Source organism: Methylocapsa sp. S129, from assembly GCF_009765995.1.
GTDB lineage: Bacteria > Pseudomonadota > Alphaproteobacteria > Rhizobiales > Beijerinckiaceae > Roseiarcus.
This window is the reverse complement of sequence record NZ_LMUI01000030.1, coordinates 81,389-106,522: the sequence shown is the minus strand read 5'-3', so window position 1 is coordinate 106,522 and position 25,134 is coordinate 81,389. Positions and strand designations below refer to the sequence as shown.

The following is a 25,134-nucleotide window of genomic DNA, read 5'->3' as shown; positions in this document are numbered from 1 at the left end:
GCGATTTGATCGATGCGGTCCTCGCCCGCTGCGCCGTTTCATCCCCGCATTCCGATATCGGCATAGGGCGCCCAGAAGGCGACCGATTCCCTGATCATGGCGATGACATTGCGATCGGCGGGTTCGCGTTCGCGGAACGCCAGCTCCATGCATAATTCGTTGCCGCCGCCGCCGCCCGACCGGATCGCCTCGAGCAATCTTTCGGGCGCAATCCGGCCGTCGCGATTGTGGTCGGCGGTGAAGGGCCAATGGCCGCCCTTGTTGGCGGAGCTTTGCTTGATGTGAATGATCGGCGAGCGTGCCGCGAAGGCTTTCGCCCACGCATAGGGGTCTGTGTCGGCGGGATTGGGCGAGGAAACGTCGCCATGGTCGATGTCGATCATCGCCTTCAGCGGAACCGCGAGCCCCGCCGCGTCCAGCTCATCCTGAAGTCCGAGCGCGTCTTTAATCGTGTGTCCGAGTTCGCGACCGACCGACATCGGCTCCCAGAACAGGAAAGCCAGGCCGCGCTTTTCAGCATGTTCGGCGACGGCGCGCCAGCATTCCAGCGCGTCGTTCATTCGGCTCTCGCGCCGGGCCGGGTCGTCATAGTCGCGATAGGTCAAGATCGCGAATTGGGTTCCGACCGCCGGACAGCCAAGATCGGCCGCAATATCGACAAGGCCCTTGAACCAACCGACGTAATATTGGCGCACTTCCGCATCGGGATGGCCGAAATGATTGAGCCGGCCATAGGGCCCCGTCATGAGCGAAGTGATCTTGACCCCGAACGCCGCGCAACTTTGCGCCATCTGGTCTGTGAGGCGGCGGAGGGTCGGCGCCGGCCACGCCGGATTGATGAATTCATGGGTGAGTTGGATAGCGCCGATGCCGATCTCTTCGGCGATCGCGCCGATCAGTGCGTCGGGCTCGGCGAATCGATTGACCAACGGATTGACGTTCAGCGAAAGCCGGAACGACGTCGCTCTTTCCGCTTTGCCCGGCCCCATCAAAGCTTCCCGTATTTTCTATCGATCCGCCCGATCGCCTCGCCATTGCCAGCCGACAGGCCGCACGGCGCGGCTATCGCGTCAAGCATTGGCTTGCCGGCGTCGTCGGCGCACCGAGCGACTTTCATGTTTCCTCTCCATGGCGCGGCGGTCGCCCATCTCCGAAAGGCCTGGCGATCTTTCGTGATGTTTCGGCCCAACGAACAGGCCGCCGCTTCCCTTGACAAGGGCATATCAAAATGAAACAAACTTCACCACAAGAAAAATTTATCGGTTCAGAAAATGCTGACCAAGCCCCCGAGGAACGCCAATAGCGAGGATGTCGACCTCTGCGTTCGCGCGGCCTGGCTGCATTACGGCGCGGGGCTGACCCAGGGGCAGGTGGCCAAAAGGCTCGGCATTCCCAGCCTGAAAGCGCATCGTCTGATCGCGCGAGCCAACAAGGACGGTCTCGTTCGCTTCTCCATCGACGGCGACATCTCCGAATGTCTTCGCCTGGAGGACGCGATATGCGCCCGCTTTGGCGTCCAGTTCTGCGAGGTTTGCCCCGATCTCGACGACGAAGCGCTGCCGCTGCAAACGCTTGGGATGGCCGGTAGCCGGTTTTTGCGTCTGGCGCTTGAGAGCGGCGCGGACAAGGTCATCGGGTTCGGCCATGGGCGCACGCTCGCCGCATGCGTCGCCATGTTGCCCAAAATGAATGTCCGCAACACCAAATTGGTGTCGCTGCTGGGCGGCCTGACGCGGCGTTATTCGACGACGCCGTTTGACGTGATCCATCGCCTGGCGGAGCGCACCGGCGCTGAAGCCTACGTCTTGCCGCTGCCGTTCTACGCCAATTCCGTCGAGGATCGGACGGTGTTCCTGGCGCAGCGCGGAGTGCCCGCCGTGATGGAGCTCGGCGTATCGGCGACGCTGAGAATTGTCGGCATTGGAACCATGGAGGCCGGCGCGTCGATTCTATCGACTGGAATGATCGAACGCGACGAATTCGAAGAGGCCCGCAGAGCCGGCGGCGCAGGCGAAATCCTCGGCCATATCTTCAGCCTGACGGGCAAGTTGATCGAGAACGATCTTTCGGCGCGAACCCTTTCAATGGCGGCCGCCGACATCGGCCGGCAGAAGACGGTCGCGATCGCTGGCGGACGCTCGAAAATCGATCCGATCAAGGCGATTTTGGCGAGCGGCCTGATCTTTGGCCTCATCACCGACGAACGGACGGCCAAAGCGCTGACCGCTTGAAATCCGGGCGAGAGAACCCGGATCAACAAAAAGACCGGAGTTAAGAAACCCAAGGAGAGAACGCTATGTCGCAAAAAGCAAAAGACTTCTTTGAACAATACAAGGCCGGAAAAATCAGTCGGCGCGATCTGATGCTGGGCGCCGGCAAGCTCGGCATTTCGGCGGCGACCGCCAATTTCATGCTCAACGCCGCGAGCACGCAAGCGCTGGCCGCCGATTTCGACTGGAAGAAATTCAAGGGCGCGAAGCTTCACCTGCTGCTCAACAAGCATCCCTATGCGGATGCGATGATCGCCGACCTCGATAATTTCAAGGCGTTGACCGGCATGGAGGCGACTTATGACATTTTCCCGGAAGACGTTTATTTCGACAAGGTGACGGCGGCCCTGTCGTCCAAGTCATCGCAATACGACGCCTTCATGACCGGCGCCTATATGACCTGGACCTATGGTCCCGCCGGATGGGTCGACGATCTCGGCGCCTATATCAAGGACCCCGCCAAGACCAATCCGAAATATGCATGGGACGACGTCCTTCCCGGTCTTCGCGCCTCGACGGCGTGGAACGGCGTGCCCGGCGGTGCGCTCGGATCGGCCGACGCCAAACAATGGTGCATTCCGTGGGCCTATGAGCTCAACTCGATCGCCTACAATCGCAAGATGTACGACAAGGCCGGCGTCCAACCGCCTATGAATATGCCGGACCTCGTGGAGAAGGCCGCCAAGCTAACCAAGGATCTGGGCGGACCCTATGGCATCGGCGTTCGCGGCTCGCGCTCCTGGGCGACGATCCATCCGGGCTTCCTGTCCGGCTACGCCAATTACGGCCAAAAGGATCTGACCGTCGGCGCGGATGGCAAGCTGAAGGCGGCGATGAATACGGCGGGATCAAAAGCCTATCACAAGCTCTTCATTGAAATGGTCCAGAATTCAGGCCCGAAGAACTGGTCGACCTATACCTGGTATCAGGTGGGCACGGACCTTGGCGCCGGCGCTTCGGCGACCATCTACGACGCCGACGTTCTCGGTTATTTCATGGACGGCGGCGACAACAAGGAAAAGGGCAATCTCGGCTTCCACGCCTTCGCCCCCAATCCTGAAGCAAAGGCCCCCACGCCCAACATCTGGATATGGTCGTTGGCGATGAATTCCTTCGGCACGCAGAAGGACGCGGCCTGGTATTTCATGCAATGGGCGTCGTCCACCGAACACGACTTGTTCGGCGCCACCAAGACGGACTTCGTCAACCCGGTCCGCGCCTCCGTCGCGAATGACGAAGCGTTTAAGACGCGCCTCAACAAATCCTATGCCGGTTATGTCGATCAATTAGCGGCGTCGTCGCCTGGCGCCAAAATCTACTTTACGCCGCAGCCGTTGTTCTTCGACGTCACGACCTTGTGGGCCGAGACATTGCAGAAAATGGTCGCCAAGGAAGTGCCGGTCGATGAAGGCCTCGACCAGCTCGCCGCCACGATCGACAAGCAATTGAAGGATGCTGGCCTCGGCTGAACCACCGGCCTCGCCAGACGGCGGGCGGCGCGCGCAATCTCCCTCCCGGCGCGAGCCGCCCGTCTTTTCCTGTCGCCTTCGAAAGCGATATAAAATCCCTCCCGCGTATCGCGGTCTCTTGCCTACGATCGCCGGTTGCGATCATCATTTCTTGGATGTCGGACGATGAGCGTCTCAACATGACGGCCGAAACCATCCAAGCGCCGCGGCGGCGTCGCAAGACGAAGCTTTTGCCATATCTTCTCAGTCTGCCGGCGCTGCTCGTATGCGTCGGCATTCTCATCCCGTTCGTCACGGCCGTCTATTATTCGATGCTGCGTTTCCGCCTGAACTTGCCGGCGATGAAGGGCTTCATCTGGTTCGACAATTACATCAATTTCCTCAGCGATTCCGAGTTCTGGAATACGGTGCGCGTATCGCTGCTTTACACTGGCCTGACAGTCGGCGTCGAACTTGTCTTCGGCCTGGCGATCGCGATGCTGCTGCAGAAGCAGACGCGCTTCAACAATCTCGCCTCGATCCTGCTTCTGCTGCCACTGATGACGGCGCCGGCGCTTGCGGCGCTGATGTGGAAGCTGATGACCAATCCGAATTTCGGCGTCTTGTCGTATCTCGTGCAGCTTGCGGGCGTGTCGGATTTCAAATGGGCGTCGGCGCCGAGCACGGCGCTGTTCACCGTCGTTCTCGTGGACGTGTGGGTCTACACGCCGTTCATCATGATCCTGTTGCTCGCTGGATTGCGCTCCCTTCCCAGACAGCCCTTTGAGGCCGCCGCCCTCGACGGCGTGCCGCGCCGCTTCGTTTTCTTCCGCATCACTCTGCCGATGCTGGCGCCTTATATGATCACGGCGACGCTGTTCCGCCTGCTCGATTCTATCCAGCAATTCGACATCATCTATTCCATGACGCAGGGCGGTCCCGGCAACACGCTGCTGGTGTTCCAGGTGCGCTCCTACCTGGAATTCTATCAATACACGAATGTCGCCAAATCGGCCGCGCTGCTGGTCATCCTCTGGGCGATCACCTATGCGCTGTCGAATATTTTCATCAAGCAATGGTTGAAATTGCGCGAGCGCGCGCGCGGATCGGCGTAGGAGGGACGCATGGAGCACACATCGCGCCTGGAAAGAATCATACGCATCGTGCTGGTCGCGCTGATTCTGATTTTCTTTCTGTTCCCGATTTTCTGGATTTTCCTGATGTCGTTCCAGACGAACGAGGACATTCTGCGCATTCCGCCGAGTCCGTTCTTCACGCCGACGATCTCGAACTACCAGGCGCTGATCACCGGCAAACTCGTTTCCGCCGCCGGCACGCTCGATATTCCCTTCATGCGAAATCTCTGGAATAGCGTGTTGCTATCCTCTGTATCGGTCGTCATCGCGCTCATCCTTGGCGTTCCGGCCGCCTATGCCTTCGCGCGATTCAAATTCCGCTTGGGCGAGGATATCGCCTTCACGCTTCTGTCCTTCCGCTTCGCGCCGCCGCTGCTCGTGCTATTGCCGCTGTCGCTGTATTTTCAGGAGATCGGTCTGACCGACACCTATGCCGGCCTGATCTGGGTTTACCAATTGATCGCGCTGCCGCTGATCCTGTGGATCGTGCGCGGCTATTTCGAGGATATCTCTCCCGACATCGAATATGCCTATCGCATCGGCGGCCATTCGTGGTGGCGCACCTTCACGCGCATCGCCGTGCCGCTCGCTGGGCCGGGAATTGCGGCGGCCGGCTTGCTCGCCTTTATCTTTTGCTGGAACAATTTCGTCTTCGCCTTGATCCTGGCGTCCGCCGACAAGCAGCCGGTGACGGTCGGTTCCTTGGCCTTTGTCACCGCGTCCGGCATTCAATATGGACAAATCGCGGCCGCCATCGTTCTGTCGGTCACGCCGACGCTGGCGATCGCGCTTTACGCCCAACGCTATCTCGTCGAGGGGCTTTCCCTCGGCGCGGTGAAAGGCTGAACCGGTGGCGCAGGTCGAAATTCGAAACATTCACAAGGGATTCAAGAGCGGCGCAGTGCTCAGCGACATCTCGCTGACGGCGGAGACGGGCGAGATCGTCGTCGTGTTCGGGCCGTCGGGCGCCGGGAAGACCGTGCTGCTGCGCCTTATCGCCGGCGTCGAAGAGCCGGATGAGGGCGCCATCTTTCTTCAAGGCCGCGATGTCGCGGATGCGCCGCCGGAGGCGCGCGGCCTTGGCATGGCCTTCCAGAACTTCGCCTTGTTTCCGCACATGTCGGCTTATGACAATATTGCGAGCGCGTTGACCGCTCGCGAAAGATCGCCCGCCATCATCAAGGCGAAGGTCGACAACGTCGCCAAGTTGCTGAAGATTTCCCATGTGATGCAACACGCGCCGCGCGAACTCTCCAATGGACAAAAGCAGAGAACCGCGCTGGCGCGGGCGCTTGTGGCCGATCCGCGCATTCTTCTTCTCGACGACCCCCTGCGCAATGTCGATGCGAAACTGCGCTATGAAATGCGTCTCGAACTGCCTTCGTTACTTAAGGCCTCCGGGTCGACCGTGCTTTATGTCACGCAGGACTATAAGGAGGCGATGGCGCTGGGCGACAAGATCGCCGTCCTGCTTGAAGGCGGCTTTGTCCAGATCGCCACGCCAACGGAAGTTTATCGCGCGCCGGCGACGCTGGGCGTGGCGCGCCTGTTCGGCGACCCGACGATCAACGTCATTCCCGCCGAGCCATCGTTGCGCGACGGGCGCTCTGTTTTCGACCTTGGCGGCGTTTCGCTGTCGCTGCCCGCGCGCTATGCCGCCGTGGCCGGCAAATCCTGCATGCTCGGCATCCGGCCCGAATCGATTATTGTCGAAGAGGCGCCCTCGGCGGAAAGTTTTCCGGTTGAAGTTGTCGCCATAACGCCGCTGAACGAAAAATCCGTGCTGCTGTTGCGCACCTATGATGGGCGCGAGATTTTGGCGGCCGAGGCGGGGGTCGAACAATCGTCCCGCCGCATCGGCGCCGCCTGCGCGCGCCTTGACGCTGACGCCGTTCTTGTTTTTGACGCGGCCAGCGGCCGTCGCATCGCTCCTGTGCAGAGCTAAAGGCTGACATGTCCGATATCGTCCTCTCGATCGATAACGTCGACAAGATCTATCAGCGTCGCGGCAAGTCGCCGGTTCATGCCGTCAAATCGCTTGATATGGCGGTCGAGAAGGGTGAGATCGTCGCGCTGCTTGGTTCGTCCGGCTGCGGCAAGACGTCGACGCTTCGCATGATCGCTGGCTTTGAGGACGTCTCGAATGGCGCCATCCATCTTGCGGGACGCCGCATCGAGCATTTGCCGCCCGCCAAACGCAATGTCGCGATGGCTTTCGAGGGCTATTCGCTCTATCCGCCGCTCACGGTGCGCGACAACATCGCTTTCGCCCTGAAGAGCTCAAATCTGCATTCGGCGGAAGTCGTGCGCGCGGTCGCCGATGTCGCGGCGCTGGTCGAGATCGATGCGATCCTCGATCGCTATCCCTCTTCGATCTCGGGCGGGCAGCAGCAGCGCGCCAGTCTTGCGCGCGCGCTCGTTCGCCGCGCCGATCTTTATCTGCTTGACGAGCCGATGGGCCAGCTTGAACCCCAATTGCGCGCGGTGCTGCGCGGCCGCCTCAAGAGCTTGCTTGCCGATCGGCGCATGACGTCGATTTTCGTCACCCACGACCAGACCGAAGCCAATGCTTTGGCCGATCGCATCGCGGTGATGGAAGGCGGCGTCCTCCAGCAATTCGCCAATCAGAAAGAATTGAAAGAACGGCCTGCAAATCTTTTCGTCGCGACCTTCATCGGTGAGCCGCCGATGAACGTCTTCGACGCCGATGTGGCCAGTGCCGACCACGTGTGTTTTACGATCGCCAACGGCCCGAAGCTGGACTTCGCCGCCTCGGAAATTCCGGAAGCGGTGCGCAACGCGATAGGTGGTCGGAAGCAAGTCGTTGTGGGCGTGCGTCCCCATTCGGTGAAGATAGGAGGCGGGCGGCATGAGGCGCGCGTTGTCTCCAATCAATGGCTTGGCGACCAAAGCCATCTCGCCATGGATGTCGCGGGCAAGTTGATGGTGGCGGTCTCGCATGCGCCGGTTCCGGCGAAGGCGGGCGAAACATTGCGCTATCAGATCAACCTGTCGAGCCTGCATCTGTTTGACGTCGCCTCAGGCGCCGCGCTGTCTCACGGGCTGGAGGCGGCATGAACAGAGACCTCCTCATTGGCGTCGACGCCGGCACGTCGGTGATCAAAGCCGTCGTCTTCACAATTTCCGGCGAACAGGTCGCGATGGCGTCGCGCCCCAACAGCTATGCGACGCCCGGACCCGGCCAGGTCGAACAGGACATGCTTCGAACATGGGCCGATTGCGCCGCGACTTTGCGCGAGCTCCATGACCGCACGCCTAATCTTTCGGCGCGCGTCGCGGCGATCGCGGTGACGGGGCAGGGGGATGGAACATGGCTGATCGATCGCGATGGCGAACCGGTTGGCGGGGGGCTGCTGTGGCTCGATTCGCGCGCCGCCGATCTTGTCGCGGCCTATATGAGAACGCCCGATTATGCCGCGCATTATTCCAAGACAGGTTCGGGGCTGAACGCCTGCATGGCTTCCGGGCAAATGGCCTGGATGAAGCGCTGGCAGCCCGAGCGCCTCGCGCGGGCGACGACGGCCTTTCACTGCAAGGACTGGCTCTATTTCAAGCTGACCGGCGAGCGCGTCACCGATCCTTCGGAGGCTGTTTTCACTTTCGGCAATTTCCGCACGCGCGCCTATGAGCCCTCGATTCTGGAGGCGATGGGCATCGCTGATTGCGAGCGGCTTTTGCCGCCGATCGTGGAAGGGACGCGCGTTTCGCATCAGTTGAGCGCGGCGGCTGCGTCCGTCACGGGTCTGCCGGAGGGCCTGCCGGTTGTCCTTGCCTATCTCGACGTCATGTGTACGGCGCTCGGCGGCGGCCTCTACGATTCCTCGGGCGAGGTCGGTCTGTCTATCTTCGGTTCGACGGGCATGCATATGCGCTTCGTCGCGATGCCCGAAGACGTGAGGCTCAACGAAACCCGTTCGGGCTACACCATGTGCTTTCCGATGCCCGGCGCCGCCGCCGCCGTGCAGTCGAATATGGCGGCGACCCTCAATATCGACTGGTTTCTCGACATGGCGCGCGAAGCCTCGGCGCTCGCCGGCACGCCGACGACGCGGGCGGCGCTGCTTGCGAGAATAGACGAGCGCATTCTCGCCGCTCCGCCCGGCGCGGCTCTCTATCATCCCTATATATTCGAAGCCGGCGAGCGCGGACCGTTTCTTGACCCCAACGCCCGCGCTCAGTTCACGGGCCTGTCCACGTCGACGACTTTCATGGGGATGATGCGCGCCGTCTATGAGGGCCTCGCCTTCGCCGCGCGCGATTGCTATCTGGCGACCGGATCGATTCCCCGCGAAGTGCGCCTTGGCGGCGGCGCGGCGCGCTCCTCCGCGATTCGGACCATCCTCGCCTCGGTCCTTGGCGCCAAGGTGCGCGTCGTCAAGCGCGAGGAAACCGGCGCCGCCGGCGCGGCGATGGTGGCGGCTTTGCGCCTGGGCCTCTATGAAGATATGCCGGCCTGCATCGAGGCTTGGGTCAGCCCGGCCTTGGGGGATTCCATACTTCCGGACGCCCATCTCACCAAAATGTACCAGGAACTGTATCTGGCCTATCTCGCCATTCGCAAAGCGATGCCGCCTGCATGGGAAAGGCTTGCGCAAATCAGACAGGAGACATCCGCGTGACCGCCATCGCAATCATCGGCGACCGATTCATGCTGCCGGGCATGTTCGAGAAGGCAATTCGCCAGAAGTGCCGCGGCGATCTCGACATCCGCTCGCATGAATTGCCGTGGCCCGACGAGCCGATGAAACCCGGCGGCACGGAGGCCGGTATGGACGACTTGAAGGAATATCAGGGTGGCGTCGACGAAATCGTCGCGCTCGTCGGCGACGCCGAGATCGTGGTGACGCAACTTGCGCCCTTCTCGGCTCACATCATGGATCGTTTGCCAAGCCTGAAGCTGATCGCCGTGTCGCGCGGAGGGCCCGTCAATATCGATATGAGAGCGGCGCGCGAACGCAAGATTCTCGTCGTCAATACGCCGGGCCGCAACGCCAGCGCGGTCGCTGAGTTCACCATCGGGGCGATTCTCACGGAGACGCGTCTCATCACGCGCAGCCATGAATCTTTGCGGCGGGGCGAGTGGCGAGGCGATCTCTATCGCGCCGACCTCACCGGCGAAGAATTGTCGGAAATGACGGTGGGCGTGGTCGGCTATGGTCACGTTGGAACGAAGGTCGTGCGCCTGCTCAAGGCTTTCGGTTGCAGGATTCTGGTTTGCGATCCCTATGTGCAATTGACGGTCGACGATCTCCGCGACGGCGTCGAGCAGGCCTCGATGGAGCGTATCCTTCAGGAGAGCGACGTTGTGACGCTGCACGCGCGCGTCACCGACGAGACGCGCGGCTTCTTTGGCGCGGATCAGTTCGCCGCGATGAAGGCGGGCGCCTATTTCATCAATACGGCGCGGGGGCCGCTGGTCGATTATCCAGCCCTGACGGAAGCTTTGAAGACCCGTCATCTGCGTGGAGCGGCGATCGAGACATTCGGCATCGAGCCCGTTCCGCCTGATTGGGAGCTTCTGCGCCTCGACAATGTGACATTGACGCCGCACATTGCAGGCGCTTCGGTGAAAACCGTGAAGTTCGCCGCCGAGGCGGCCGCCGAGGAGGTGCGCCGCTTCATCGCCGGGGAGCCTCCGTTGAACCCTTGCTGATCGGGATTCGCGCGATGAAAGACCTGGGATCATTCGATCTCATTGTGGTGGGCGGCGGCATCAACGGCGTCGGCATTGCGCGTGACGCAATCGGGCGGGGGCTTTCCGTTCTGCTGTGCGAGAAGGATGATCTTGCCCAGGGCACGTCGTCGCGTTCGGGCAAACTTGTGCATGGCGGCTTGCGCTATCTCGAATATTACGAGTTCAGACTGGTTCGCGAAGCGCTGATCGAGCGTGAGGTCTTGTTGAATGTCGCGCCGCACATCATCTGGCCGATGCGTTTCGTATTGCCGCATAGCCCCGAACAGCGCCCCGCCTGGATGATCCGCATCGGGCTGTTTCTCTACGACCATCTTGGCGGACGCAAGAAGCTGCCGCCGACGCGCAGCCTCGATCTCGCCATCGCGCCCGAAGGACGGCCGATCCGCAAAATTTTCAGGCGCGCCTTTGAATATTCGGATTGCTGGGTCGACGATGCGCGGCTTGTCGTGCTCAACGCGCTTGATCTGCAAAAGCGGGGCGGCGTTGTCAAACTGCGGACGTCGCTTGTCACGGCCCGTCGCGAGCGCGACGGCTGGAGCGTCGAATTGAAGGATAAGGCGACGGGCGAGGCGCTGGGCGCGCGCGGCAAGGCGATCGTCAACGCCGCCGGTCCCTGGGTCGAAGAGGTTCTGCGCAGTACGGGACGCAACGCCGATAATCGCGTGCGTCTTATCAAGGGCAGCCACATCGTCACCCGCAAATTCTGGGAAGGCGACCAGGCTTATTTCCTGCAGAACGCCGACACTCGGGTGATCTTCGTCAACCCCTATGAAGGCGACCTTTGCCTGATCGGCACCACCGACATTCCTTTCGATGGAAAGCCGGATGAGGTCGAGATTACGCCTGATGAGGTGGACTATCTGCTCGCTGTCGTGAATCGTTATTTCGAGATCGCGCTGACGCCGGCCGATGTCTTGCATTCCTTTGCGGGCGTCCGCCCTCTCTATGACGACAATGCCGCCAACCCCAGCGCGGTTACGCGCGACTATGTCTTCGACATCGATGCGCCCGATGGCGGCCCCGCTCTGCTGTCCGTGTTCGGCGGCAAGATCACGACTTATCGCAAGCTGGCCGAACATGCGCTGGAGAAGCTCGCGCCGTTTTTTCCAAAGATGGGCGGCGCATGGACGCAGAATGCGGCGCTTCCGGGCGGCGACATGCCGGGAGCCGATTTTGCGCGGATGAGCGCGGATCTGGCGCGCCGCTATTCCTGGCTGCCGGCGCCGGTGGCGGCCGGATATGCCCGGCGCTACGGGACGCGCGCCGACGACTTGTTGCGCGGCGCATCGTCGCTTGCCGATCTCGGGCGCCATTTCGGCGCCGCGTTCTACGAGCGCGAAGCGCGTTTCCTGATCGCACAGGAATGGGCGACGACGGCGGATGATATCCTGACCCGTCGCACCAAGCACGGCTTGCATCTTTCGGCGCCGGAGCGCGCCGGATTTGAGGCGTGGTTCGTCAGCCTCGAGACCTCGACGCCATGAGCCAGCCCATCGACAAAGACCCGGAATTCATTGCGCTACGCGCACTCTCGTCGGCTCTGGGGCGCGACCCCAGCCGCACCCAGGCAGCCGGCGGCAATACATCTCTGAAACACGACGGCGTGCTGTGGATCAAAGCTTCCGGCACCTGGCTCGCGCATGCCGAAGAACGGGACATTATGGTCCCCGTCGATCTCAACGGGTTGCTTGACGCTCTCGCCGCGGACGATCCGCGCGCCGAGACGGCGGCCAGTTTTGTCGATGAGGCTCGCAATCCAGTACGCCTGCGCCCGTCGATCGAGACAAGCGTTCACGCCGTCATTCCCCACGCCGTCGTGGCGCATATTCATTGCGTCGAAACGATCGCGCTCGCGGTGCGCGCGGATGGCGAAGCGCTGATCGCCGAGCGGCTTGGCTCTCTGGGCGATGTGGCGTGGATCTATGTTTCCTACCTTCGGCCAGGCCTTCCGTTGTCCAAAGTCATTGCGGCGCGATCGGCGCCTAGCGTGAATGTTATCATCCTCGCCAATCATGGGCTCGTCGTCGCCGGCGCGACCGTTATGGAAGTGGCGGACCGGCTCGATCGCGTCTGCCATGCGCTGGCTTCGCCAGCGAGATCCGCGCCGTCCCCCGATTTGTCGCGGCTTGCCCAGGCGATAGAGGGCAGCGACTATCGTTTGCCGGCCGATGCGGCCGCTCATGGACTCGCGCTCGATAGCGCAAGCCTGTCGCTGGCGCGGGGCGGCTCTCTCTATCCCGATCACGTCATTTTCCTCGGGCCCGGAATCGTCGTCGCCCCCAATGTCGACGCCGGCGCCGCGGCGCGTCCCGCCGGCGCGCGCGATGGACCGCCGCCGATGGTGACGATTCCCGGCCTTGGAATCGTCATGCATCGCTCGGCGACGAACGCGGCTGATGCGCTGGCCCGTTGTTTGGCCGATGTCGTCTCTCGCATTCCACCCGGCGCCGAGATCGTGCGTCTGACGCCCCTGCAAGAATATGAATTGACGCATTGGGAAGCTGAAAAATATCGGCAGGCGCTCGACGCCAGAACTTCAAAGCAAGGCGAGGCCCCAGCGCCATGATCGCACGGGCGCTTGGCATTGATGTCGGCACAACGGGCGTTCGCGCCGCGCTTCTTTGCGCTGACGGCGAAGTCGTTGGGACGGCCTCGGCGAGCCTGGCGTCGATCGGCGATGACCCCACCGCGCCGGAAACCTGGTGGCGCGCCGCTCTCGCCTGTATCGCGCGTCTGAGGGCCGACTGCGACCTCTCCGGCGTTCTCGCCGTCGCGGTTGACGGGACGTCGGGCACTATGGTCGCGATCAACCAAGGCGGCGCGCCGGTCGGCGCGGCGCGCATGTATGACGAGCCCTGCGAAGACGAAGCGATCCTCGCGCGCATCGCGGCCGAGGCGCCGCCCGACAGCGCGGCCCTCGGCCGCACGTCAGGGCTCGCGCGCGTCCTGGCGATGCAGCACCGCACAAACGTTTGCCGAGTCATTCATCAGGCCGATTGGATGGCCGGGCGTCTGAGCGGACGCTTCGATCGATCGGACGAGAATAATGCGCTCAAGACCGGCTACGATCCCGTTGTGCGCCATTGGCCCGAGTGGATCGCGCGGACCGGCGTTGATATTGCAAAATTGCCCGAAGTGATCGAGCCGGGCGCGCCGATCGGTCCTGTCAGTGAAACCGCAAGGCGGCTTGGCTTGCCCGCCGCAGCCGTCGTGCACGCGGGAACCACCGACGGTTGCGCTTCATTCATCGCGACGGGCGCTTCGCAGATCGGCGAGGCGGTCACCGCGCTCGGTTCGACCCTGGTGATCAAGATATTGTCCGACAGGCCGATCTCGGCGCCGGCCTACGGCGTCTACAGTCACCGCCTTGGCGAACGTTGGCTGGTCGGCGGCGCATCGAACACAGGCGGCAAGGTGATCCAGCACCTCTTCCCTTCCGCCGATTTGAGCGAACTCTCGGCGATGCTGAAGCCCGATGAGCCGACCGGGCTGCACTTTTATCCGCTGATGCGTCCGGGCGAGCGCTTCCCCATCAACGATCCGCAGCTCGCGCCCCGCCTTACGCCCCGGCCGGCCGATGAAGCGATGTTTTTCCAGGCGATTCTCGAAGGAATCGCCGAAGTCGAGGCGCTCGCCTACCAGCGTCTCGGCGAATTGGGGGCGCCGGCGCTGAAATCGGTGCGCAGCGTCGGCGGCGGCGCGAGCAATTTGGCTTGGACCCGCATTCGCCAACGCCTCCTCGCGGCGCCGTTCGAAAAGGCTCTTTCGCAGGACGCATGCGTGGGGACGGCGCGTCTCTTGCTCGCCAGGATCAAGGCCGCCTGAAATGAGAAAGCCATCGCTGTTCAGCGCCTGTTCGGCAGCCTTCAACTTCATATTCATCGACCAGTATGGCGTGCTGCACGACGGTCAACGCTCTTATCCCGGCGCTGTCGACGCTCTCAGCGAATTGAAAGCGCGTGGAACGCGCGTCGTGATCCTTTCCAATTCGGGCCGCTCGGGAGAAGCCAATGCGCGGCGCATGGAAAGGCTGGGATTTGCCCGCGACCTGTATGATCATTTCCTGACCTCCGGCGACGTCGCAAAAGCCGCGCTGCTAGATGGAGAATTGCCGGCGAAGCCCGGCCCAGCGACGCGGTGCCTGACTATTTCCTCGTCGAGCGAGCATGATCTCGCGGATGCTCTTGGTTTCACCATCGCCCACGACGGCGCGCAGGCCGATCTCGTCATCATTAGCGGCAGCCAGGGCGACCGCGTTTCCCTCGACGCATACGAACGACAGATCGCGCCTGCCGCCCGGCGTCAAACGCCGTGCCTGTGCACAAATCCGGACAAGCTGATGTTGACTTCCGAGGGAACCCATCCCGGCGCCGGCGCCATAGCTGCGCTTTACGAGCAACGCGGAGGCGTCGTCCGCTGGATCGGCAAGCCCTATCCGGAGATTTACGCCGTCGCCGCCCGCCTCGTCGGCTCGCCTGCGCCCAATGAGGTTCTGTGCATCGGCGACAGCATCGAGCACGACATTGTCGGCGCGCATCGCTTTGGCGCGGCGGCGGCGCTGGTGAGGACGGGCATTCTGGCAGATCTGTCGGAGTCTGAACTGGCTATCGAATGCGCAAAGCACGGCGTCGCGCCCGACGTGATTCTGCGCGGCTTCGCATAATAACGGCGCGGATCGACATGACGGACATGCGGTCGGCTTGGCGGCGGAGCCGCCAAGCATAGATACTATACCCCGAGACATTGCGGCGATGGCTATTGCAAGTTTGGCTGATACCGGATCGCATGATACGCGCCAAAGTCCATTTCTTCGGTCTTGAGATAGGAGGCTTCGAGCAAACGCTGCCACCGGAGCGTCTCGGGCACATTGTCCACATGCTTGGCGATGACCAGCCACCCCGGACTCTTGAGCCTTCGCATCGTCCGATCGATCAGCTTGGCGATAAGGCTGTCGGGCAAGAAGTAGAAGTCGATCGGGTCGTGAATGGCCGACCACGCCTGTGGGCCTATCGGCGCCATATCCATGCCATCGTCGATCTTGATCAGCGGTTCATGTCTGACCGACGAGACATAAAATACCGCACGGGCCGCGTCGGCGGGGTTGGCGCCGTCGAGCCTGGATTTCTTAGGGCCTTGCTGGCCGCTTGGCTCTTGGCTCGCCTGAGTGTCCGATAAGGCAATAGCCGCATCGCCGGTTTGTTCCGCGGTTTGCCCTCGTATGTAGGACATCGAAGCGGCCGCATCAGCGCTAGCGTAGTCAGATAAAGAAGTCTGACGCCACGCCGACCAGCTAAAAAACATCGCCAAAGCAAGGTTTGAAGCCAGTGCGACTTGTGCGCTTCGGGACAAAGCAGGGATAGTTGCAAAGCTCTGTATGGCCGCAAGGACCATTACGATAAAGGGCATGAGGTTCAGGATATTGTTGTCGTGGCTCCGTCCAACGTAATAAGAAAAGACGGCGAACAGAGAAAGAATACAGACGAACAGACTCGCAAATTCGCTGCCAGCGTCTTTGTTTCTGACCAACAACGCCGCCGCGCTGATTCCTGCGATCATGATATAGGCGAAAAACCAGATCGAACCGAGCGGATTGGGCGGTTGGGGCCCGGTGGGGTTCACGACATAGGCGACGTAAACATCGAAGCTCGGGACCACTCCGTAATGGAGATAAAACAGAGAGATAAAGACGATCAGCAGCGCTGCGGCTACTGCGACGATCTCAAAGCCCGCCAGAGCTGCGGCTCGGACAGGTTGGGCGCTCAAGTTGCTTGCGCGCCATAGCAGGTAGGGCCACCAGACAAAGCTCAAATAGAAAGCGGCCTCCGGCGCCCAGACCGCTCCAAGGCACCAAATGGCATGCCCGTAAAAGCGCGACGGCCGGCTTTCGTCCGGGCGGGATTCCCGCCAAAGTATGAATAACAGCAGGGCGGCAAGCGGAATAAAGCGCAGTCCGCCAGTCGAGGGAAAGCTCCAGGGCCCGCCCAGTTGCGGCGGATAGGAGGTCCACAACATGCAGGCGGCGGCGGCAGCCAGCACGATCACGCCATAAGTCCAGACGCTGTTCGCCTTACGCGCGATGACGCTTGCCGAAGCGACGATGAGAAACGCATAGATGATGCTTGCTATGGTCGTGATCCAGTACATCCCGATCCAGCAATTATTTCCGCAAGTAGATGCGATCAACAGAGTCGGGCCGAAGCCATACTGAGCAGGAATGTCATATAAAAGACGGGCGCCGGATAGCACCGTCTCGCTGGGGCCGATATAGGCGCCCCAGTGATGGCGAACCGCCGTATAGACGCCGCTATCCAGAAGAACCGACATGTTGAGGCTGTGCTGGATAATGAATATAGATATAATAACTAAAATACATGCGTCTATGATTATATTTCTCACGCTCCGTATTAGGGTAACCAACGAAATTGCAATTGCCGCAGCGAAGAAATAAGTCAGATAGATGTTTTCAACAGTCAGGTTGTGGACTTCGTCGTATTTCCACCAGAGGAGAGTTCCAGAAGCGCCAATAGCGACAAGTGAAAAGCATAGCGTTCGAAGTCTATCTCTCGGCGTAAGGCTGGCGACCAGCACGCTAAGGAGAAGGCTTCCAGTCAAGAATAAGGCGCCGTCAAGTACGATAATTCCCGCGGCGGCGAGGAGACAGGCAACAATGATTATTGCTGAACGAGGAATGCGCTTGACAATATCCCGACTTTCGCCGCCTTGCCGGAGAATAACATAAGCGATTGGCGCCGATGCTAGCGCCATTCCAGCTATAACGTATGAAAACGCAAATAAATCCTGTCCAGTCAATTAACCCTCCAGCACTAACGTCATAGTCAATTCTCCAGCGATGCGCGCCGCGCATACGTCCGGAGCGCGCCTGCCACCCTCGTCATCCGATCGTCGTGGACCAGCCGCCGATGTCAATGCTCCCCCGACTCGGCCGCTGAGCCGCCATTCATTGCGTGGTTCGCGCCGCCTTTGCAATGTCTGAAACAAGTCCCCGCGGCAGGGAGCGCAACTTGCGGCGTGAGCGTCGATGGGAGACGTAATCAATGTCGGCCAAGTGATCTTTCACTGTTGAACGGCCGGAAAGAAATGAAAAGGTCAACATGATCCGCTCTTGCAGGTTTACCTGCTCTGGGCGATGCAGTATTGAACGCGGTCATAGTGCCCAAAGCACGTCGATGAATCGGATGAACTGATGCAGGCAGTGATTTTGGCTGGAGGATTAGGCACAAGACTCAGCGAAGAAACCACATTCCGGCCCAAGCCTCTCGTCGAAATCGGCGGGCGGCCTTTGTTGTGGCATATCATGAAAATCTATGCCGCCCACGGCATCACCGACTTCATCGTCTGCCTTGGCTATAAGGGCTATCTGATCAAGGAATTCTTTGCGAGCTACGCGCTGCATCTTTCCGATGTTACATTCGATTTGAGAGCAGGTTCGGTCACCACCCATCGCCACGAGGCGGAGAACTGGCGCGTCACCCTGATTGACACCGGGCAAGCGACGATGACAGGCGGCAGGGTGGCGCGTGTGTTGAAATATATCAAGGACGACGCCTTTTGCCTGACCTATGGCGACGGCGTCGCGGATGTCGACGTCGCCGCTTCCATCGCTTTCCACCGCGCGCATGGGAAGTTGGCGACCGTCACCGCCGTGTATCCGCCCCGACGTTTTGGCGTGCTTGAGATGCAGGGCGACCGCGTCACGGGTTTCCGCGAAAAGCCCAGAGGCGAGGGCGGTTTTGTCAATGGCGGGTTCTTCGTGCTGTCGCCTGATATTGGTCGTTATCTCGACAGCGACGAAACCGTGTGGGAGCAGGAGCCGCTGCAGCAACTCGCAGAGGAAGGCCAATTGCGCGGCTTTCGCCATGAAGGCTTCTTCCAACCGATGGATACGTTGCGCGATCGCAATTACCTGGAGCAGATCTGGGCGTCGGGCCACGCGCCCTGGAAGTGCTGGTGATGGCGGGATTTTGGGCCGGCCGTCGCGTCCTCATTACGGGGCATACCGGCTTCAAGGGGGCGTGGTTGGCTTTCTGGCTGGCCGAGTTGGGGGCCGAAGTGTCAGGCCTCGCTTTGCCGCCGGACACCAAGCCGAACCTGCACGACATTCTGGATCTGCCGAAGCGTGGTCGCTTCGTGCATGCAGACATCAATGACCGCGCCGCGCTGGATGCGCTGATGCGGTGCACGCGCCCCGAGGTCGTCATCCATATGGCGGCGCAGGCGCTTGTCCGCCGCTCCTATGCCGCCCCGATCGAGACCTTCGCCGCTAACGTCGTTGGCGTCGTCACCCTGCTGGACGTCGTGCGCCATTGCCCGGAGACGCGCGCCGTGGTGATCGTCACCAGCGACAAGGCCTATGAGAACCTGAACTGGTCCTGGGGCTATCGGGAAACGGATTCTCTGGGCGGACACGATCCCTACAGCGCCAGCAAGGCCTGCTCCGAAATCGCCGCCGCCTCGATGCGCCGCGCGTTCTTCCATCCCGGCGGCCATCCCGCCCGCATCGCCACGGCGCGAGCAGGCAATGTGATCGGCGGCGGCGATTGGGCCGAGGACCGGTTGACGCCCGACATCGTGCGCGGTTGCCTGGGCGAGGAAGGCGTCGTCCGCTTGCGCAACCCGAGCGCCGTGCGCCCCTGGCAGCATGTGTTGGAGCCGCTCGGCGCCTATCTGATGCTAGCCGAGCGCCTGTGCGCCGCCCCCGATGGCGTCGACGAAGCCTGGAATATTGGCCCCGACGCCGCGGAGAACCGGCCGGTTCTGGCTGTAGCCGAGGCTCTGGTCGCCGCTCTTGGCCGCGGCCGCATCGAAGTGACGCCCAAGGTCGACGCCCCGCATGAAGCGCATCTGCTGGCGCTCGACTGCGCCAAGGCGCGGGCGCGTCTGGGCTGGCGGCCGCGTCTCGATTTCGACGCGACAATCTCTTTGACCGCATCCTGGTACTCCGCTTGGGCGCGCGGGGAGACGATGGCGCCCATCACGCGCGGGCAGATCGCCGCCTTCACGGAGGCTGGGACGTGACTCGGATCGACACGCGCGAACTGGCGCGCCGATTGCGTGGCCATGCGTTGCGTATGACGCATCGCGCCCGCGCATCGCATATCGGCTCCTGCCTCTCGATGGCCGATATTCTCGCGGTGCTCTATGGCGCCGTGTTGCGGATCGATCGGGCGCGGCCGAATTGGCCCGACAGGGACCGGCTGGTGGTCAGCAAAGGCCACGCCGCGGCGATCGTTTACGCCGCGCTGGCGGAAACCGGTTTTCTGCCGATCAGGGAGCTGGACGCCTATTCGGCCGATGGCGGGCGGCTGGCGGGCCATGTGACTAAAACGGCGCCGGGGGTGGAGCTTTCCACCGGGTCGCTCGGCCATGGCCTGCCGGTCGCGGCCGGCATGGCGTTGGCGGCTCAGCGCGCCGGCGCCGCCTGGCGCGGATTCTGCATCTTGAGCGATGGCGAATTGGATGAAGGCTCGAATTGGGAGGCGGTGCAATTCGCCCAGCATTTCCGGCTTTCGAACCTTGTGGCGATCGTGGATTACAACAAGATTCAGAGCTTCGGCAGCGTCGCGGAGGTCAGCGACCTGCATCCGCTGGCCGACAAGTTCCGCGCTTTCAACTGGGGCGTCCACGAACTGGACGGGCATGACCATTCCGCGCTGCAAGCGGCGTTGAGTGGGCCGCCGCCGCTCGCCGGTCGCCCGACTGTCGTCGTCGCCCATACCATTAAGGGCAAAGGCGTCTCCTTCATGGAGGGGCAACTGGCCTGGCACTATAAAAACCCGGATGCGGCGCAACTTGAGGCCGCGTTGGCCGAACTTGAGGTCGGCGCGTGAGAACAGAGACGATCGACGCGCTGACTGCTTATGCGCGCGCTAACCCGGATGTCATGTTGCTGACGGCGGATCTGGGATATTCGGTGCTGGAGCGCTTCGCCGAGGCGTTGCCGGCCCAATACGCCAATGTCGGGGTGTGCGAACAGGCGATGGCCGGAATCGCCGCCGGTCTCGCGCTTTCGGGGCGCCGGGTCGTGCTTTACTCGATCGCAAATTTCCCGACCCTGCGTTGCCTCGAACAATTGCGCAACGACGTTTGCCATCATGATCTGCCGGTGACGGTGATCGCTGTGGGCGGCGGCCTCGCTTATGGCGCACAGGGCTACACCCATCATGGCGTCGAGGATCTCGGCATCATGGCGATGCTGCCCAATATGGCGGTGGCCTGTCCGGCCGATCCGCTTGAAGCGATGGCCCTGCTGCCGCAGCTCCTGGAGCGCCGCAGGCCTGCCTATCTGCGTCTCGGCCGCGCGGGGGAGCCGGCGTTGCATCAGGCCGGCGCCGAAATTGCGCTTGGCCGCGCTATCTGGATGCGCCGAGGCGCCGACATCGCCCTGCTCGCCACTGGGCCCATCCTCGGCCGGGCGCTGCGCGCGGCCGATGCGCTCGCTGCGCGCGGCGTTTCGGCCAGCGTGGCGAGTTTTCATACGTTTTCCCCCCTTGATGCGGCCTTGGTGCGTGAGGCGGCGTCAAGTCATCGCGCGGTCCTCACCATCGAAGAGCATTCGGTCGAGGGAGGCTTTGGCAGCCGCGTAGCGGAGGCGCTGCTGATGGCGGGTCAGGCGCCGCGTTTTGGCAAGTTTGGGGTGACGGATGCGCTGCGTGGACGGATCGGGAGCCAGTCCTGGTTGCTCGATACGCTGGGCTCCGTCGAAGATCACGCGCAGGCGCTGCTGTGAGACTGTTCATCACAGGCGCTTCCGGGTTCGTCGGCGCAGCCACTCTTAGCGCGGCTCTGGAAGCCGGCCATGAGGTGGCCGCGCCCGTGCGGCCGGGTAGCCCCGTGCAACGCCTGGCGCCGTTCGAGGGGCGGTATCGCCGTCTCTCGCTGGATCTGCGCGACACCGCGGCCGTGGCGGCCGCCATGGCGGCGTTTCGGCCCGACGCGGTGCTGCACCTTGCTTGGTGGGGGGTGGCGAATTCAGCGAGATTCGAACGTCGTCAGGTGACGGACAATATCGAGGCCGCCTGCGCGTTGACCGAGGCGGCGGCGGCTTCGGGCGCCCGCGCCTTTATCGGTATCGGCAGCCAGGGCGAGTATGGCGCGGGCTCGACGATGCGCGAGGATGCGCTTCCTCGCCCCACAAGCCTTTATGGCGCGTCGAAGGTCGCGGCGCTTTTCCTCACGCGGCAACTTGCCGAGCAGGCCGGATTGCGTCACGCTTGGCTACGTTTGTTTTCCGCTTATGGCCCAGGCGATAATGACGTTTGGCTGATCCCGATGCTGATCAACGAGATGCTGGCCGGGAGGCGCCCTCGCACAACGCTTGGCACGCAATCTTGGGATTGGCTGCATGTCGACGATGTCGCGCGCGCGATTCTCGCCGTCGCTATGACGGCGACGGCCGAGGGCGTCTTCAATCTTGGTTCGGGCCGCGCGACGCCTGTGAAATCGGTGGTCGAGCGCATTCGCGATCTCGCGGCGCCGGGAATGGAATTGGTCTTCGGTGAAATTCCGTTCCGGCCTGATCAGGTGATGCATATGCAGGCCGATATCTCCCGGCTGACCGCGGCGACCGGCTGGCGGCCGGATATCGCCATTGAGGAAGGCCTGGCGGCCACAGTGGCGTGGTATCGCGCTCATGCGACATGAGAAGCGACTGGCTGCTGTTTTTGCGTTTCCTCGCCGTGGGCGGGCTGAATACGATCTTCGGCTATGTCAGCTATGCCGCTTTTGTCTTGGTTGGGGCGCCGCTCTGGTTGGCTGTGGTGGGCGCGACCGTCCTGGCGTTCCTTTTCAATTTTATCAGTTACGGCGGCATCGTATTCGGAAGCACCTCGCATCTGCTTTTGCCGCGCTTCCTGATTTTCTATTCGGGCCTCGGCATTCTCAACTTCGTTCTGTTGCGCGTGCTGACCCATCTCAACGTTGGATCGCTCTGGGCGCAGGCCCTATTGCTGCCGGTGCTGGCGGTGGTCGGATTTGTCGGAATGCGCAAATTTGTATTCCGCGGCGCCAAGCGCGACATCGCAGCGTGAGGAACGAATGACCGGTTCTATCGCCACCGAGGAATTCAAGCCGATACCGGTCCGGCGATCCCAAGGCTTTCTGGGCGATTTGCGATTCAAGCTGCGTCTGCTGGTCGATCTTCAGGTCCTGACCTGCCAACGCTTCCTCGCGCCGCGTCTTGCAGGTCTGAGCGGCGCATTGCTGGATGTCGGATGCGGTGAAATGCCTTTCCGGACGCTCCTCGGGCCGGGCTCAACTTATACGGGCCTGGATGTGCCGCGCGCGGACGCTTTCGGCATGAGCCAGAATCCCGACATCGTGGCCTTTGACGGGCGCACGATCCCTTTCCCCGACGCTTCCTTTCAAAACGTTTTGTGCACCGAAGTTTTGGAGCATGTCGAGGATCCCGCGGGTTTGGTCGCGGAAATGCTGAGGGTGCTACGGCCTGGCGGGACCTTGCTGGCCACCGTGCCGTTTTCAGCGCGCGTGCATCACGCTCCCTATGATTTTCACCGGTTCACGCCTTTCCGGCTTGCGGCGCTGTTCAAGGATTTCACCGAGGTCGAGGTGGAAGAACGCGGCGACGATCTCGCCGTCATCGCCAACAAGCTCATTGTCGTCGCAGCGCGGCTTGCGCGGCCGCGCCCCCTCGTCGCCCTGTTGTGGCGCTTGCCCTTGCTCGTCATTCTGCTTCCCGTCGTCCTGATCGCGCTTTTCATCGCGCATCTTTCTATGCTGTTTGGTTGGGGTTCGCGCATGGACCCGTTGGGCTACGGCGTTCGAGCGGTCAAGGGTTGATCATGGCGGGGATCGGTCTGCAGGACGAACGCGGGTTCAATCAGATCTTCGCGCCAGTGGGTTCGACGCCCTTTCGCGCAAGCCGGCGCTATGGCTGGTTCATTGCCGAGGCGCAGCGGATCGGCGCCCGGCGAATCCTCGAACTGGGTTGCGGGACAGGCGAGGCTTCGGCTTGCGTAGCCGCTGGGGTCGAGGCTGAGGTGGTGGCCGTGGATATCAGCGAGACTTTCCTGGAGCGCGCCCGCGCGACGCATGTTCTCCCGAATCTGCGCTTTGAAAAGCTGGATCTTCTGGGCGACGACGTCGGGCGGCTCGGCCAGTTCGATCTGGTGTTTGGCAACGGCATCCTGCATCATCTGGTTGTGCGGCTGAACGACGTGCTGCGCGCGCTCCACGCCCTGAGCAATCCAGGCGGCGGCCTTGCATTCATCGAACCGAACTTCCTCAATCCGTACTGCGCCTTCATATTCGGCACGCGCGTCGGGCGCCGTTTCGCCAAGCTGGAGCCGGACGAAATGGCGTTCACCCCTGGCGAATTGCGTCAGGCCCTGCCGAAGGCGGGGTGGCGAGACGTGCAGGTGACGACCCGTGATTTTCTGCTTCCTGGCATGCCGACTGGTCTGACGCGTCCTATCCTTGCGATCGAGCCGGCGCTGGAGGCGACCATGTTGACGCGCTGGCTCGCGCAGTCGCATTTCATCTCGGCGAGGGCCTGAGCGTGGCGCGCATTTCCATCATCTCGCCATGCTTCAATGAAGAAGAGAATGTCGAAGCGTGCTATGCGGCGGTCGCCAAACTGTTCGCGCCCGATGGCCCGCTCGCGCATTACGAGCGTGAGCACATCTTCGCCGACAATGCGTCCGAGGACGGCACTGTGGCGATCCTTCGGCGACTGGCGGCGGCCGATCCTTGCATGAAGGTCATTCTGAACTCGCGCAATTTCGGCCCTTTCCGGTCCAACTTCAACGCGCTTCGTTACGCCACCGGCGACGCCGTCCTCGTCTTTCTGCCCGTTGATCTGCAAGATCCGCCGGAATTGATTCCCGAAATGGTGCGTCATTGGGAAAACGGCATCGAGGTCGTCGCCGGCGCACGGGCGAACCGAGAGGAAACCTTGGCGTTGCGGACTTGCCGCCGCATTTTCTACCGCATCGTCAGCACGCTTTCGGAATTCGAAGTGCCTGAGAATGTCGGCGAGTTTCAACTGATCGATCGCAAGGTATGGGAGGTCGTGGTGAGCCACCACGATCAGTATCCTTATATACGCGGCATTATCGCCTCGGCCGGATTCCGGCGGCTGATCCTGCCCTACACCTGGCGAGCGCGTAAACGTGGCATTTCGAAGAATAATGCGCTGCGGCTGGTCGACCAAGGGATGAACGGGATTTTCTCGTTCACTAGCGCGCCTATGCGCTTCAGCAGCTTCATTGGCTTTGGCATCGCCTCGCTTTCGCTCCTGTATGCGATCACCACGATCCTTCTAGGATTGTTTATCCCCGGCCTCGCCCCGCGCGGCACGCTGACGATTATCGTCGCCTTGTTTTTCTTCTCCGGCGTGCAGCTCATGTTCATCGGCATTTTGGGCGAGTACATCACGGCGATCCATGCCCAGGTGAGGCGCGGACCGATGGTTGTTGAGCGCGAGCGAATCAATATCGAGACATCGCCGCCTCCCACGACTCGCCTTCGATGAGGCCCGTTTTTGCTTGCGGTTGCTAAGGTGTAGGCTGGCCGCCTGATTCGCCGGC

24 protein-coding genes are annotated in these 25,134 nt (G+C 61.9%); 21 read left to right on the top strand and 3 right to left on the bottom strand.

The features are described from left to right. Nucleotides 1-38: 38 nt before the first annotated feature. Nucleotides 39-989 (bottom strand): sugar phosphate isomerase/epimerase, encoded by a 951-nt coding sequence (locus GSQ90_RS18140; RefSeq protein ID WP_158816289.1) that lies wholly within the window; start codon nt 987-989, stop codon nt 39-41. Continuing rightward, entirely contained in the window at nt 989-1,117 is a 129-nt protein-coding gene (locus GSQ90_RS32720) for a hypothetical protein (protein WP_256366616.1), read from the bottom strand. Before GSQ90_RS32720 ends, GSQ90_RS18140 begins: the two co-directional genes overlap by 1 nt. A 154-nt stretch (nt 1,118-1,271) precedes the next feature. Here GSQ90_RS32720 and GSQ90_RS18135 point away from each other — a divergent pair, with 154 nt between their 5' ends. The 12 genes from GSQ90_RS18135 (at nt 1,272) to GSQ90_RS18080 (ending at nt 15,233) form a co-directional block, all read left to right on the top strand. After that, entirely contained in the window at nt 1,272-2,231 is a 960-nt protein-coding gene (locus GSQ90_RS18135) for a sugar-binding transcriptional regulator (protein WP_158816288.1), read from the top strand. 65 nt (nt 2,232-2,296) lie between these two features. Next, nucleotides 2,297-3,739 (top strand): extracellular solute-binding protein, encoded by a 1,443-nt coding sequence (locus tag GSQ90_RS18130; protein WP_158816287.1) that lies wholly within the window; start codon nt 2,297-2,299, stop codon nt 3,737-3,739. Between the two features lie 179 nt (nt 3,740-3,918). Further along, the gene (locus GSQ90_RS18125; protein WP_158816286.1) at nt 3,919-4,833 is read left to right on the top strand and encodes a carbohydrate ABC transporter permease; all 915 of its coding nucleotides are present in this window, start codon (nt 3,919-3,921) and stop codon (nt 4,831-4,833) included. Between the two features lie 9 nt (nt 4,834-4,842). Next, the gene (locus GSQ90_RS18120) at nt 4,843-5,700 is read left to right on the top strand and encodes a carbohydrate ABC transporter permease (protein WP_158816285.1); all 858 of its coding nucleotides are present in this window, start codon (nt 4,843-4,845) and stop codon (nt 5,698-5,700) included. A gap of 4 nt (nt 5,701-5,704) precedes the next feature. Continuing rightward, complete coding sequence (locus GSQ90_RS18115; RefSeq protein ID WP_158816284.1) at nt 5,705-6,799, top strand: ABC transporter ATP-binding protein; 1,095 nt, start codon at nt 5,705-5,707, stop codon at nt 6,797-6,799. A gap of 8 nt (nt 6,800-6,807) precedes the next feature. Beyond that, the gene (locus GSQ90_RS18110) at nt 6,808-7,932 is read left to right on the top strand and encodes an ABC transporter ATP-binding protein (RefSeq protein WP_158816283.1); all 1,125 of its coding nucleotides are present in this window, start codon (nt 6,808-6,810) and stop codon (nt 7,930-7,932) included. Beyond that, nucleotides 7,929-9,494: an FGGY-family carbohydrate kinase gene (locus GSQ90_RS18105; RefSeq protein ID WP_158816282.1), complete on the top strand. Its 1,566-nt coding sequence runs from the start codon at nt 7,929-7,931 to the stop codon at nt 9,492-9,494. Before GSQ90_RS18110 ends, GSQ90_RS18105 begins: the two co-directional genes overlap by 4 nt. 29 nt (nt 9,495-9,523) lie before the next feature. Then, a complete protein-coding gene (locus GSQ90_RS18100; protein ID WP_246731672.1) occupies nt 9,524-10,528 on the top strand; it encodes a 2-hydroxyacid dehydrogenase in 1,005 nt (334 codons plus the stop codon). 14 nt (nt 10,529-10,542) lie between these two features. Then, nucleotides 10,543-12,054, top strand: a complete 1,512-nt coding sequence (locus tag GSQ90_RS18095; RefSeq protein WP_158816280.1) for a glycerol-3-phosphate dehydrogenase — start codon at nt 10,543-10,545, stop codon at nt 12,052-12,054. Beyond that, nucleotides 12,051-13,136 (top strand): class II aldolase/adducin family protein, encoded by a 1,086-nt coding sequence (locus GSQ90_RS18090; protein ID WP_158816279.1) that lies wholly within the window; start codon nt 12,051-12,053, stop codon nt 13,134-13,136. Before GSQ90_RS18095 ends, GSQ90_RS18090 begins: the two co-directional genes overlap by 4 nt. Further along, complete coding sequence (locus GSQ90_RS18085; RefSeq protein ID WP_158816278.1) at nt 13,133-14,395, top strand: FGGY-family carbohydrate kinase; 1,263 nt, start codon at nt 13,133-13,135, stop codon at nt 14,393-14,395. Before GSQ90_RS18090 ends, GSQ90_RS18085 begins: the two co-directional genes overlap by 4 nt. Before the next feature lies 1 nt (nt 14,396). Beyond that, a complete protein-coding gene (locus tag GSQ90_RS18080; protein ID WP_158816277.1) occupies nt 14,397-15,233 on the top strand; it encodes a TIGR01459 family HAD-type hydrolase in 837 nt (278 codons plus the stop codon). 92 nt (nt 15,234-15,325) lie between these two features. Here the strand turns inward: GSQ90_RS18080 and GSQ90_RS18075 are convergent, their stop codons facing one another. After that, nucleotides 15,326-17,380 (bottom strand): hypothetical protein, encoded by a 2,055-nt coding sequence (locus GSQ90_RS18075; protein WP_158816276.1) that lies wholly within the window; start codon nt 17,378-17,380, stop codon nt 15,326-15,328. Nucleotides 17,381-17,774: 394 nt separating this feature from the next. Between GSQ90_RS18075 and rfbF the strand changes: the two genes are divergently transcribed. Genes rfbF through GSQ90_RS18030 form a run of 9 tightly spaced genes read left to right on the top strand, consistent with a single transcriptional unit; the run spans nt 17,775 to nt 25,079 of the window. Continuing rightward, complete coding sequence (gene rfbF, locus GSQ90_RS18070) at nt 17,775-18,542, top strand: glucose-1-phosphate cytidylyltransferase (protein WP_158816275.1); 768 nt, start codon at nt 17,775-17,777, stop codon at nt 18,540-18,542. Next, on the top strand, nt 18,542-19,606 hold the full coding sequence (gene rfbG / locus GSQ90_RS18065; protein WP_158816274.1) for a CDP-glucose 4,6-dehydratase: 1,065 nt from the start codon (nt 18,542-18,544) through the stop codon (nt 19,604-19,606). The genes rfbF and rfbG overlap by 1 nt, the downstream gene beginning before the upstream one ends. Beyond that, nucleotides 19,603-20,418: a transketolase gene (locus tag GSQ90_RS18060; protein WP_158816273.1), complete on the top strand. Its 816-nt coding sequence runs from the start codon at nt 19,603-19,605 to the stop codon at nt 20,416-20,418. The genes rfbG and GSQ90_RS18060 overlap by 4 nt, the downstream gene beginning before the upstream one ends. Further along, nucleotides 20,415-21,317 (top strand): transketolase family protein, encoded by a 903-nt coding sequence (locus GSQ90_RS18055; RefSeq protein ID WP_158816272.1) that lies wholly within the window; start codon nt 20,415-20,417, stop codon nt 21,315-21,317. Before GSQ90_RS18060 ends, GSQ90_RS18055 begins: the two co-directional genes overlap by 4 nt. Beyond that, on the top strand, nt 21,314-22,231 hold the full coding sequence (locus GSQ90_RS18050) for an NAD(P)-dependent oxidoreductase (protein ID WP_158816271.1): 918 nt from the start codon (nt 21,314-21,316) through the stop codon (nt 22,229-22,231). The genes GSQ90_RS18055 and GSQ90_RS18050 overlap by 4 nt, the downstream gene beginning before the upstream one ends. Then, nucleotides 22,228-22,617 (top strand): GtrA family protein, encoded by a 390-nt coding sequence (locus GSQ90_RS18045; RefSeq protein ID WP_158816270.1) that lies wholly within the window; start codon nt 22,228-22,230, stop codon nt 22,615-22,617. Before GSQ90_RS18050 ends, GSQ90_RS18045 begins: the two co-directional genes overlap by 4 nt. Nucleotides 22,618-22,624: 7 nt before the next feature. Next, on the top strand, nt 22,625-23,386 hold the full coding sequence (locus GSQ90_RS18040; RefSeq protein ID WP_158816269.1) for a class I SAM-dependent methyltransferase: 762 nt from the start codon (nt 22,625-22,627) through the stop codon (nt 23,384-23,386). A 2-nt stretch (nt 23,387-23,388) separates the two neighbouring features. After that, nucleotides 23,389-24,102 carry a trans-aconitate 2-methyltransferase gene (locus GSQ90_RS18035; protein ID WP_158816268.1) on the top strand — a complete coding sequence of 238 codons (714 nt, stop codon included), beginning with the start codon at nt 23,389-23,391 and terminating at the stop codon, nt 24,100-24,102. A gap of 2 nt (nt 24,103-24,104) precedes the next feature. Further along, complete coding sequence (locus tag GSQ90_RS18030) at nt 24,105-25,079, top strand: glycosyltransferase family 2 protein (protein WP_158816267.1); 975 nt, start codon at nt 24,105-24,107, stop codon at nt 25,077-25,079. Nucleotides 25,080-25,134 lie beyond the last annotated feature (55 nt).

Coding starts and splice junctions, on each gene's coding strand:
- GSQ90_RS18140 (WP_158816289.1), bottom strand. CDS start 989: ATGGGGCCGGGCAAAGCGGAAAGAGCGACGTCGTTCCGGCTTTCGCTG.
- GSQ90_RS18120 (WP_158816285.1), top strand. CDS start 4,843: ATGGAGCACACATCGCGCCTGGAAAGAATCATACGCATCGTGCTGGTC.
- GSQ90_RS18085 (WP_158816278.1), top strand. CDS start 13,133: ATGATCGCACGGGCGCTTGGCATTGATGTCGGCACAACGGGCGTTCGC.
- GSQ90_RS18090 (WP_158816279.1), top strand. CDS start 12,051: ATGAGCCAGCCCATCGACAAAGACCCGGAATTCATTGCGCTACGCGCA.
- rfbF (WP_158816275.1), top strand. CDS start 17,775: ATGCAGGCAGTGATTTTGGCTGGAGGATTAGGCACAAGACTCAGCGAA.
- GSQ90_RS18130 (WP_158816287.1), top strand. CDS start 2,297: ATGTCGCAAAAAGCAAAAGACTTCTTTGAACAATACAAGGCCGGAAAA.
- GSQ90_RS18080 (WP_158816277.1), top strand. CDS start 14,397: ATGAGAAAGCCATCGCTGTTCAGCGCCTGTTCGGCAGCCTTCAACTTC.
- GSQ90_RS18110 (WP_158816283.1), top strand. CDS start 6,808: ATGTCCGATATCGTCCTCTCGATCGATAACGTCGACAAGATCTATCAG.
- GSQ90_RS18125 (WP_158816286.1), top strand. CDS start 3,919: ATGACGGCCGAAACCATCCAAGCGCCGCGGCGGCGTCGCAAGACGAAG.
- GSQ90_RS18100 (WP_246731672.1), top strand. CDS start 9,524: ATGCTGCCGGGCATGTTCGAGAAGGCAATTCGCCAGAAGTGCCGCGGC.
- GSQ90_RS18045 (WP_158816270.1), top strand. CDS start 22,228: ATGAGAAGCGACTGGCTGCTGTTTTTGCGTTTCCTCGCCGTGGGCGGG.
- GSQ90_RS18095 (WP_158816280.1), top strand. CDS start 10,543: ATGAAAGACCTGGGATCATTCGATCTCATTGTGGTGGGCGGCGGCATC.
- GSQ90_RS18040 (WP_158816269.1), top strand. CDS start 22,625: ATGACCGGTTCTATCGCCACCGAGGAATTCAAGCCGATACCGGTCCGG.
- GSQ90_RS32720 (WP_256366616.1), bottom strand. CDS start 1,117: ATGAAAGTCGCTCGGTGCGCCGACGACGCCGGCAAGCCAATGCTTGAC.
- GSQ90_RS18035 (WP_158816268.1), top strand. CDS start 23,389: ATGGCGGGGATCGGTCTGCAGGACGAACGCGGGTTCAATCAGATCTTC.
- rfbG (WP_158816274.1), top strand. CDS start 18,542: ATGGCGGGATTTTGGGCCGGCCGTCGCGTCCTCATTACGGGGCATACC.
- GSQ90_RS18105 (WP_158816282.1), top strand. CDS start 7,929: ATGAACAGAGACCTCCTCATTGGCGTCGACGCCGGCACGTCGGTGATC.
- GSQ90_RS18135 (WP_158816288.1), top strand. CDS start 1,272: ATGCTGACCAAGCCCCCGAGGAACGCCAATAGCGAGGATGTCGACCTC.